Source organism: Psychrobacter sp. SHUES1 (genome assembly GCF_001652315.1).
GTDB lineage: Bacteria > Pseudomonadota > Gammaproteobacteria > Pseudomonadales > Moraxellaceae > Psychrobacter > Psychrobacter faecalis.
The window spans coordinates 22,449-33,750 of the sequence record NZ_LXWA01000048.1 but is presented as its reverse complement, the minus strand read 5'-3'; the positions used below and the strand labels follow the sequence as shown (position 1 = coordinate 33,750).

At 46.8% G+C, this 11,302-nt stretch carries 8 protein-coding genes; 5 read left to right on the top strand and 3 right to left on the bottom strand.

The genetic code is table 11. From position 1 onward, the window contains the following. The coding region (locus A7325_RS13435) for a transposase (RefSeq protein WP_156508507.1) at window positions 1-261 on the top strand (261 nt) is incomplete at its 5' end. Between the two features lie 193 nt (window positions 262-454). Here A7325_RS13435 and A7325_RS06500 read toward each other — a convergent pair. Next, a complete protein-coding gene (locus A7325_RS06500; protein ID WP_068405931.1) occupies window positions 455-1,183 on the bottom strand; it encodes a pantothenate kinase in 729 nt (242 codons plus the stop codon). 61 nt (window positions 1,184-1,244) lie between these two features. After that, complete coding sequence (locus A7325_RS06495) at window positions 1,245-2,270, bottom strand: biotin--[acetyl-CoA-carboxylase] ligase (protein WP_068405928.1); 1,026 nt, start codon at window positions 2,268-2,270, stop codon at window positions 1,245-1,247. Window positions 2,271-2,477: 207 nt separating this feature from the next. Here A7325_RS06495 and A7325_RS06490 point away from each other — a divergent pair, with 207 nt between their 5' ends. Beyond that, window positions 2,478-3,281 carry a sulfite exporter TauE/SafE family protein gene (locus tag A7325_RS06490; protein WP_068405941.1) on the top strand — a complete coding sequence of 268 codons (804 nt, stop codon included), beginning with the start codon at window positions 2,478-2,480 and terminating at the stop codon, window positions 3,279-3,281. A gap of 3 nt (window positions 3,282-3,284) precedes the next feature. Here the strand turns inward: A7325_RS06490 and A7325_RS06485 are convergent, their stop codons facing one another. Further along, window positions 3,285-3,599: a DUF4298 domain-containing protein gene (locus A7325_RS06485; RefSeq protein ID WP_068405925.1), complete on the bottom strand. Its 315-nt coding sequence runs from the start codon at window positions 3,597-3,599 to the stop codon at window positions 3,285-3,287. A gap of 139 nt (window positions 3,600-3,738) precedes the next feature. Here A7325_RS06485 and A7325_RS06480 point away from each other — a divergent pair, with 139 nt between their 5' ends. The 3 genes from A7325_RS06480 (at window position 3,739) to ligA (ending at window position 11,258) form a co-directional block, all read left to right on the top strand. Next, the gene (locus A7325_RS06480; RefSeq protein ID WP_068405922.1) at window positions 3,739-7,662 is read left to right on the top strand and encodes an AAA family ATPase; all 3,924 of its coding nucleotides are present in this window, start codon (window positions 3,739-3,741) and stop codon (window positions 7,660-7,662) included. 223 nt (window positions 7,663-7,885) lie between these two features. Continuing rightward, entirely contained in the window at window positions 7,886-8,899 is a 1,014-nt protein-coding gene (locus A7325_RS06475; protein WP_068405919.1) for a cell division protein ZipA C-terminal FtsZ-binding domain-containing protein, read from the top strand. Between the two features lie 265 nt (window positions 8,900-9,164). After that, complete coding sequence (ligA, locus tag A7325_RS06470) at window positions 9,165-11,258, top strand: NAD-dependent DNA ligase LigA (protein ID WP_068405916.1); 2,094 nt, start codon at window positions 9,165-9,167, stop codon at window positions 11,256-11,258. The last annotated feature ends 44 nt before the right edge of the window (window positions 11,259-11,302 follow it).

Here is an 11,302-nt window from a genome sequence, read left to right as displayed (position 1 = left end):
TTACAAACGCCACTCAGAGCTAATATGAAAGAAGATAGACCCAAACCTGTGGTAAGGCGGCTAATGAAAGCCCGCCGTATCGTTGAAACAGTCATTGGTCAGCTATCAGAACGATTTAATATACAAAGGGTACGAGCAAGAGATTTATGGCATTTGTCTCATCGATTGATTCGTAAGATTCTTTCACACAATCTGTGCTTTGTACTCAACAAAAAACTTGGTAATCCGCCTCTTCAGTTTGATTTGCTTATTTCAAGTTGAGAGTGGGGTTTATATACTAAACTCTTGCTCATGGGCTAATTTTTTCTTGCTTGCTGTTCGCAGGCGTGACAGAGGTTGCAAAAAAATCATCCCATAAGCACCTAGCATCGCTTTTAAATCGAATAAACTAAAAATAAAAAAGCAGGTCGCTTAAAACGGCCTGCTTTTTTTATTTATACAAACGTTCAAAACACTATGTCTGTTTGCTATGGTCAAAATAACGGGCCAGACCATTTAATAATAAATCATCGCGCATACGCACCGAACGATTAATATGTTGCGCAATGATATGCGCATCACCGCCGGTCATGATGAGCTCAAAGTTTGGATAACGGTTACTGATTTCATTAATCGCGCCAACGATGGACAACATAATGCCGCGATGGACGGCGTCTTTTGTGTTGATGCCGGGGCTCACGCTATCAAAAGTGCCATTAGAAATCGTAATTTGCTTGGTACCAGAAAATAACGACTCACGTTGCAGATAGATGCTGGGGAAAATATAACCGCCTAAATGCTCAGCGTGATCAATCAAATCAATCGTCACCGCCGTGCCGCAGCCAATCACGCACTGGCGTTTTTTCTTATCGACTGCGCCTAGCATCTGTAGCCAGCGATCGCAGCCGAGCTGTTCGTCATCATAGGCGCTTTGCATCAAGGCATGCTCAGCATCGACGTGGACAAATTCGAACGGAATATTTAGGCGGCTCAAGGTTTCAGATACTTTTACATTTAAGTCATCGCCCAATACCGAGGAAATCCCAATAAAATCTGGCGCATAACGCGCAAAACGATCGGTTAGACCCATGAGCAGTTCGGCAGGCGCTTGCAAATGCTGCTTGGCATCGTGCGCAACTATCTGCCCGATATCATCGGTGAGCCAGTATTTAAGACGGGTATTGCCAAGATCTAACCAGAGCATAAAAATCCCTTTATATAGTGCTCGTTCAGTATGGTTTTTTTAGGTATGGTATTTTAAAGGTTTAAGCGTCACCAATCACATCAATGCGACCGGTAAAAAGCGCAGAAATCTTACCGTTATATTCACGTAATTGCAAACATCCATGTGTATCAAGACCGCATGCATAACCGGTCAGCGTCTCGACATTGCCGTTGTAGTCTTGGGTGATGCGCAAACGCAGCCCTGCCAATGCATCCATCGCGTCAAACTGCGCCAAAAAACTGTCTAAATAATAACGCTGCCCGGTTGGCTTCTCCAATCCTAAATACTCAAAGCGGGTCATCGCTGCCATTAAAGCCTCACTCATTTGCTGATAAAGCGTTTTTAGGTCTGGAAGTGAAATAGGCGGCGCTTTTGGCTCAAGCATGGCACAAATATCTCGTAAGCTAATCGCTTGATAACTCATACCCTCGCAAGTTTGTGCCGTAAGCTTAGGCGTAGCTTGCACGTTTAGACCCACGCCCATCACCACGCCCACCAATCTTCCTGCTTTTGTTATGGGTTCTATTAAAATGCCAGCAAGCTTATGAAAGGGTAGGGTTTGTTTGGTAGATTCAAGCGGCTTTAAAGCAGCGTCATTCGATTCAGGTTCAGATTGATTTTGAAATGAATGCTGCTGCGAATATTGCTTTGAATAAAAGCCCAAATCATTGGCCCATTTTACCCCGATTGTTGCCAAGCCTTGCACGCGCAATTGCTCATTTAGCACTTGAATTACAGGCATTTTTGCCAGTTCAACGCCGATAATCAGCGACAATAAACCGCTAATCGGTAGATGCACCGGATGATATAACGATAAGTAGACATTGCCGCGCGGCGACTGCCATGAGCGCCCATGTTGTCCGCGTCCAGCACTTTGGGTTTCCGCTGTTAGTAGATGCATCTCGGCTGCATTTAGGCGGCCATTTTGTAGCGCTGCTATCAGCTCACTATTGGTCGAGCCGCTACTGGCAAGGTGGCGATGGTTAAGCTTAGGTAAATGCTCAAGCTCTAATGACTCAAAAGGTTGGGCAGACAAAGCGTCGGATGATGGATTAAATGGCGGCATAATAAGTTTCGTCGATGGGATAAATTGGCGTGGATAAACTTTGATATACTGAGCGATTGTTGCTCATTAACAATACAAAGCAAACAGCATAAAGGTCAGATTATGATTTAGCAAATACGATTGAGCAGGTAATGTTCGAGTGACTATACAATTAGATGATTATACGATTTTAATAAAAAAGACGCAGGATAAAAGGCCGATTCGATGATGTTATATGTGTGGTTTGTGATTGCAGGGGCGTTTGCGGGTGTCAGCGCCGGATTATTTGGCGTCGGTGGTGGCATGATTATCGTACCCGCATTGGTTTGGATTTTTACCGCCTATCATTTTTCACCCGAAGTGGTCACCCATTTGGCGATTGGCACCTCACTAGCGACAATTGTGGTGACCTCTATAAGCTCACTGACTGCCCATAATAAGCGCGGCGGCGTACGCTGGGAAGTGTGGCGCAAAATGGCGTTGGGCTTGGTCATTGGCAGTTTGGTTGGTGCCGGTATCGCCGATATGATTGACGGCAAAGTCTTGCAAGCTATCATCGGTGTCGGGGCGCTATTGGTCGCCTTAAAAATGCTGTTTTTATCCAATAAAGAACAATTGGGTAAGCCGTTACCGTCAGCTGGCGTACAGTTTGGGGCAGGGACAGGCATCGGTATGGCGTCGTCTATTTTTGGCATTGGCGGCGGTAGTTTGACCGTACCGTTTTTAAACTGGGCAGGATTGCCGATGAAACAATCGGTCGGTACGTCTGCTGCTTGCGGTTTGCCCATCGCCGTCGCTGGTGCGATAGGCTTTGCCTGGTTCGGTCGAGACGTGGTCAACCTGCCTGAGGGCACAATAGGCTTTGTCCATATCACGGGCTTTTTATGCATATCTGTCGCTAGCTTTGCGATGGCAAAGGTCGGCGCCAAGCTTGCCCATATATTGCCCGCGCTGACGCTGAAACGCGCTTTTGGGGTGCTGCTGTTATTTGCAGGCGGTCAATTGTTGTTAAGTGGGATTGGGGTGATTTAGGCTTTATCTCCTATCAATCGCATCAAGCCCCAAACGCATCCACTTTCTGGCGAGCTCATCATGGTCGCTGAGCATACTCCATAGCGCATCTTCACTAAAGATTGAGTGCGCTTTACCCGAGTGCTCAATCGGCAGCTCCGCTTCACGGTCTGTCATCCATTGTGGGTTGAGATAGTACTTTTTCAACTCGTTTTGCAAGGCTTCAGCGCGCAAAAACTGCTGCTGCGCCTCAAGCTGCTTACGATGCAGCTCACACCATTCTTCATATTTTTGCTGTAATTCTTGCGGATTATATTTTTCAAAATTGTCTTCAGTCATTGTCATGGCCTTAATTGTTATTATTTAAATGCATCATGCAAATTTTCACCACTATTATAGCATCCTTCACAAACCCTAAAAACTCGTCACAATTTGCGGTAGAATAGCCGCCTGTTTTTGCTAAGTCTATCGATATTTCATGCGCCTAAAATCTCTCAAGCTGGCAGGCTTTAAATCCTTTGCCAATCCAACCACTTTTACCTTCCGTCATGGTATCACCGCCATCGTCGGGCCAAACGGCTGCGGCAAATCCAACGTCATTGATGCCATTCGCTGGGTATTGGGCGAAACTTCCGCCAAGCAATTACGCGGCGGGGCGATGAGTGATGTCATCTTTGCCGGCACGCAAGATAAAGCCGCCAAAAGCGTTGCCAGTGTTGAGCTGACCTTTGAGCATACGCAAGATGAGCAGACGGGGATTCGCCATGAGTTTAATCTCTATCACGAGCTGTCCGTCCGCCGACAGGTAAATTTGGAGGGGCGCTCGGACTACTTTATCAATGGCACGCGCTGTCGCCGCCGTGATGTGGTCGATGTGTTCTTGGGTACAGGGCTTAGCGCGCGCAGTTATGCGGTCATCGAGCAAGGTATGATTGGACGGATTGTTGAATCTAGCCCGCTACAATTACGTGAATTTATCGAAGAGGCCGCTGGTGTTTCTCGTTATCAAGCGCGCCGTGAGGAAACGCAAAAGAAACTTGAGAAAACCCAGGATAATTTAGCCCGTCTACACGATATGCAAAGCGAGCTGGTGAGCCAACAAAAACGCTTGTCTAAGCAAGCGGCCAGTGCCGAGCGTTATGAAGAGCTAGCGTTAGCGCTTGCCGATATCAAACAACAGCTTGCCATTCAACAGCTTTATCAAGCAAAGCATCATCAGCAGCAGCAAAAAATCGCTCATGAGCGCAGCGCTAGTGAAGTTGCTGTTTTACAAGCCAGTTATGAAGCGCTAAAAGCCAAACAAGACAAGCTTGCGGCTCATATCAATCAAGAACAATGGCTAAAAGACAATGCCCAAAGTAGCCACTATCAGCAGCAGCTAAGCTATCAACAAGCGGAGCATGAGCTTAGCGATGCTAAATCACAATTAAACGTAATTGCACAGCAACTGAACAGTTTAGAGCAGCAGCGTCAGCAAGCGGTGAGTGAAATTGAACGTTTAAAAGCTGAGCAGGCCGAGCAGCAAAATATATTAGAGGAGTTGCGCCCACAGCTTAGTAAGCTTAACGATAAACGCGACAGGCATAAACGCAATGAACAACCGTTGCAGCGCGCTTACCATGATGCGCAAAACCAGCTGTCCCGCCTGCAAGATAATGCGCGCGCTCTTGAGCAGCAGCAAGCGATTAATAACCAAGCGCAAAAACGCCAGCAGCAAAACCATGATAAATGGCAGCGCCGCCAGCAAAACTGGCAAAATCTCTGGCAGCAATTACAACAGTCGTTATCACCAGTCGAAAGTGCTGGTTTGCAAAATGACGCTGATACGAAAAGTTTACAGCAGACGTTAAATGCACAAGTGACTGAGCTCAATAAACAGCTGCAACAGATTGAGCGTCAGCAAGACAGTATCGATGAGCGCCTATCCGAGCTACAACCGCAAGCGCATCAGTTACAGCAACGCTTAAACACTCAACGGCGCGAGTTAAGCGAGGATGAAAAACGTCACGCGGTCTTGGCAGGTGAATACGATACACTGCATCAGATATTACATCCGAAGCCTTTATCAAAAAACCAGCTGCCTATTCATCATGCCAAAACCGCCGATTTAAACAATGATTTAGGAAACGAATTATCGATTACCACCTTGCGTGAGCAGATTGAGTTAAGTGCCAAAGGGCAGCAGCATGCCGAGCTACTCGATAGTGTGTTGGCGTTATGGTTGGATAGCCATGTGCTGATTTCTAAGCAGTCAAGCGATAAAAAGATTAATGACAATTCTCAAAAAGCTGATAGTTTATGGCAAGCGCTCGAGCAGGATTTAACAGATTTATTTACTTATCAAACCACGCAAAACGAGAACGACAATTCAAAGAATAAATCGCAGCTAGAAAATGGTCATAGTCTATGGCTACCTGCTCAGACAAATGATAAAGGCGCAAAATCATTTATCAGTGCTTTGCCAAATCACTTAACGGATAAAGTATTGTCGTTATCAGAGTTGATTACTGCACCAAATTTAGCGTTGTGGCAGCACTGTTATCTATATACCGCGCCATCTAAAACGAATACTCAGCAAACATTGGAAGATTTGGCTGTTACTTTAAAAGCATTGCCAGCATCCGCTATTTTACTAACCTCGGACGGCTGGTTTATCAGTCGTCAGGGTACGACTAATTTGAGCAAATTTGCTAGCGCGCAAAATGGTCAAAACGATAGCAATAATCAGTTTTTAAGCCAACGTTTGCAGCAACGCAGCCGTTTACAAGCGTTAGAAGATTTACTTGATGAGTTCGAGACTAAAATACAAGAGCAGCAAAAGGCGATTGCTAATCACCAACGCAACTATGATGCCCTGATGGTCAGCTTAGAAGAAACGCGCGCGCAAGCTGAGCAATTAACTCGCGATAAACACCAACACCAGCAACAGCTCACCACCAAGCGCGCCAATGCAGAACGCCTACAAGCGGACAGTCAACGCCTCAATGCTGATAAAGTTGCCCTTGAGCAAGAGCAACAAGAATTAGAGCAAGAACAGCAGACCCTAACTCATGAGCAGCAGCATATCCAAAGTGAGATAGCAGCGCTAACGCCGCAAATAGCCGATGCGCGTTTATTAAGTCAGCAATTACAGTCCGAGCGCAGTGAGCTAAATCGTGCGCGGCAGGTAGATGATGACGCTTGGCAAGCAATGCAGCTGCGTATTCAGCAGAGCGAGATGCGCTTAGAGCATAGTGTCAGCAGTCTTGCTCGGGCAACTGCGCAGCATGAAAAGTCGCTGCAAAACGAGCAAAGTCTAGAGGCGCGTCACGAGCAGCAGAAAAATAAACTACCAGCTTTGCAAGTAGCATTGCAAACAGCACAGAAAGCACGCGATGAGCAGCAGGCAGTATTAACCACACGCGAAACGGCATTAACAGCGCTTAAAGGGGAATATAATCAGCAGCAGACTGAATTAGATACACTGCAAAACGACTTGCAAATGCAGCAATCTGAGCTTGCCGGTCTTGCCACTGAGCTGGCATTAAGCGCTGCAAAATTAGAAGATGCCAGTAGCCATACCCAAGAAGCGCTAGAGGCTTATTACAAGATCAGCCATAAATATCAAGCGCAATCGGACACAGTTCAGCAGCATCAGCAACAAGTGATGAGCGTCTCAAATTTATTGGCGGATTTTATCGCCCATGATCGCCGCGTCCGCCCAGATAAAATCGCAGAATTAGAATCTGAACGCGCGAAGCTTGAGCAGCAATTAAGTAAAATTGGCGCGGTCAATCTCGCCGCAGTAGCAGAATTGGCAGAAGTTAATGAGCGCTTAGAGCCACTTGCGCAGCAGACCGCAGATATTGCCGCCAGTATGCAGACCTTGACGGAAGCGATTGACTCAATTGATGAAACCACCAAGACCTTGTTTATGCAGACGCTCGATGCGGTCAATAACGAGCTTGCCAATTTATTTGCTAAAGTCTTTGGTGGCGGGCAAGCAAGCTTAACGCTTAATACGGACGAGATGCCTGCCAATGCGCCAAAGTCAGAACAGTGGCGGGCAGGGTTGACCTTAATGGCACAGCCAAAAGGTAAGCGCAATAGTCGCCTAGCGGTACTGTCAGGCGGTGAGAAAACCTTGACCGCGCTTAGCTTAATTTTTGCGATATTCAAACAGCATCCGGCACCATTTTGTGTGCTCGATGAAGTCGATGCACCGCTTGATGATGCCAACGTCGCCCGCTTTACCAGCTTGATAAATGAGTTGGCAGATGACTTGCAGTTTATTTTTATCAGTCATAATAAGCTGACGATGCAGATTGCTGATGAATTAAAAGGCGTCACCATGCCAAGCGCGGGGATTTCTACTTTAGTCAGTGTGTCGCTTGATGAGGCAGCAAATTACCTTTCTGATTGAGCGCCCAGTAGCAAAATAATTAATAACGGCAAGCGCTTGTCAGTGGTATAGTTAGGGCTAGCATTTAACGTCAGGCGAGTAGTCGGAAAATTAGTCAGTGAAGGCTTTAGGGCCAATGATAAACGCTGACTATATGGTGACGATATGCATTAGCCATGCTAGACTATTGCCATTTCTTCGCACTTGTACTCTCCCTTTTGTCATATATTAGGATGTATTTCTCATGACCGCTATCCAGTTTATCTTGATCGCCATTGCCGCATTTATCGTGCTTGCAGGGCTATTTATGGTCATTCGCAGCTTTAAACGGCGCAAAACTGCTGAGGCTGCCGCGGTCAATTATGATAAAAACGGTATTCCCATTATTCCGCGTCATGAGCGCAATATCGTCGAGCAGCCAGACTTGGATGATACGGTCGCAGGTGAAACCAGCATCGCCCCTGATCGCAGTTATCTCAATGCCGTGGTCGAAGAAGAGCCATTGACAGAGGCGCATAGCAATGTCGATACCCAACTAACTGCTGCCCGCCATGATAGTAATGAGGATAATGGCGTGGTAGATGACGCCGACTATGCGCGCTGGCAAGAGGAGCAGCAGCGAGCGGATAACAGCGAGTTTACCGAAGTAGCTGAGCAGATGCATATCGAGCAAGAGCCGGACGCGTTTTCCAGCCTCATGTCAGCGACGGACAGTTTAATGCCAGTCATTGATACCGCTGACGAACCAAGCTTTGATAATAATAGCCCGATACTCGATCAGCATCTCTCAGAGCCAGTTGATGAAGCGCAAAACGGACCGTTAATTAATGCCAAAGACAATATCAATATCACTATCTTGCCGCATCAGTATCGCGACCGCCCAGCAGCAGTAATTCGTGGGCGTGATTTGCTGGCGTTAGTGGATAAATATGGTTTGCGTTATGGCGCGATGAATATGTTCCATCGCTATGAGCAAAAAGACGGCACCGGCATGCTGTGGTTTAGCATGATGGGCATTACGGATAGTGGTATCGCGCCTTTTGACCCGCATAGTGTGGCGACCAATACTTACAATGGCGTGGTGCTCTTTTTATCGTTGCCGCATCCGCAAGCGCTACGCAGCTTTGACAGTATGATGAGTATTGCCTATATGATGGCAAGCGATTTGGACGCCGTGATGCTTGACGAAGACAATGACCCCATTACCCCAGAATATAAACAGCAATTGCGTAACCAAGTTCGCGATTATGAAGGGTAAAATCTGAATAGATAAACGGTTAAAATTATTCCTAAAGTATTGTAAAAGGCAAATAGCGCTTGACGTTATTTGCCTTTTTTAATTTTTAACTTTTGATTTAAGAGCCTTTCATTCGCCTGATTCTCTATAAATTTAGTTTTCTATAAACCTAGTTCTCTACAGAAGCGGCTCTCTACAGGATGAGTTTTCAACAAAATCATATCCGACTAACCTGCAAACTTGTTATCATATCGGCATCTTGAATTGCAAAAAAAAGACGCCGACTATGACTGATCCTATTGTACCGACTGCTTCTAAAAATACTGCTTCTAAAAATACTGCCGATACCCAATCTGCAGACAATGCTGCTGCCATCGCTGCTCAAATGCGCACGCTTATTGATAATTTAAAAACGCATAATTATGCCTATTATGTGCTTGATAATCCGATTTTAGAAGACAGCGAATACGATCAGCTGCGGCGCTCTTTATTGGAGCTTGAAGAGGCGTACCCTGACTTAATACAGCCCGATAGCCCAATCAATCAAGTTGGCGATACGCCGCTATCCGCCTTTACCCAAGTCAGGCACGACGTACCCATGCTATCGCTTGGCAATGTTTTTGATTATGACGAGCTGCATGGCTTTATGCGCCGCGTCAATGATCGTCTCAATGACGCGCAGAAAAATCCTGAATACGAAATTGAGCTAAAGCTTGATGGTTTGGCGGTGTCACTCAAATACGAATATGGTCAATTTGTGCAAGCGGTGACGCGCGGTGATGGGCAAACCGGCGAGGATATTACCCAAAATGCCAAAACCATTCGTAATCTACCGCTTTGGCTTACGGCGGCAAGCGAGATTCCATTATTAGAAGTACGCGGTGAAGTACTGATGCCAAAAGCAGGTTTTGAGCGTCTCAATCGCCTAGCAGAAGAAAAGGGTGATAAAACCTTTGCCAATCCTCGTAATGCCGCCGCTGGTAGCTTACGTCAGCTTGACCCCGCTATTGCTGCTAGCCGTCCGCTGGCCTTTTATTGTTATTCAGTCAATCAAGGTTTACCTGAAAATATAGAAACTCAATCAGCCGCCTTGGCTTGGCTTGGTGACATAGGTTTTAGCGTCAGCGCGGTCAGAGTGGTAAAAAACCCGCGTGAAGCACAAGCCTATTATGAGTCGATGATTGAAACCCGTAGTCAGCTGCCGTTTGAAATTGATGGCATGGTCATCAAGGTTAATAACTTGGCATTGCAGCAGCAGCTTGGCTTTTTATCGCGTGAGCCGCGCTGGGCAACGGCGTATAAATTCCCTGCCGAAACGGTGATGACGCGTGTAAATGATATCGAATGGCAAGTCGGACGTACGGGGCAAATTACCCCAGTTGGTAAGTTAGAGCCAGTCAAAGTCGGCGGCGTTACCGTCAGCAATGTCACCTTGCATAACTTTGGTGAAATTCAGCGCTTAGACGTGCGCGCAGGCGATATGGTCAGCGTCCACCGTGCAGGCGATGTCATCCCCAAAGTCACCCGCGTTTGGGTTGATCAACGTCCAGCAGATTCAGAGCCGGTTAAATTGCCAGCGATTTGCCCTGTCTGCGACTCGCCTGTGGTCTTGCCCGAAGGCGAAGCGTTGGCACGCTGTACTGGCGGATTGTTTTGTCCCGCGCAGCAGCAAGAAGCCCTCATTCATTTTGTCTCACGCCGGGCGATGGATATCGATGGCTTAGGCGCAAGTTGGCTGATTAGCTTTTTTGAGCACGGTTTGGTCAAGACCGTCGCCGATATCTATCAGTTACATAAACATACGGACGAGCTGATTAATTTTGAAAAATTGGGCGAAAAGTCGGTGCAAAACATCGTTAATGCTATCGAAGCCAGTAAACAGACGACGCTGGCACGTTTTATTTATGCGCTCGGTATTCGCGGCGTCGGTGAGACAACAGCACAGAATTTGGCACAACAATTTGGCGACCTTGATGCCCTGATGGCAGCAGATATTGATAAGCTCTTACAAACGCCTGATGTTGGGGCGATTACTGCCGAGCTTATTCATGAGTTTTTCCGCGCTCCGCATAATATCGAAGTCATCACCGCACTGCGCGAAGCGGGCGTGCATTGGGTTAAGGTTGAGCAAGTGCTGTCAGAGGGATTGCCGCTCGATGGGCAAACATGGGTCATCACCGGCGCGCTTGATAGCATGGCACGCGATGAAGCCAAAGCTAAGCTACAAGCGCTGGGTGCAAAAGTGTCAGGTAGTATCTCGGCAAAAACCACCGCGCTATTGGCAGGTGATAAAGCTGGCTCGAAAATGGCTAAAGCTGAAAAACTTGGCGTGAAAGTGGTGGGTGAAGAAGAGTTCTTGGCGATGTTGAAAAAAGTATAGGGGTTAAGGTTAAATGGTATAGTGGGTTAACGATAGCGTAACCC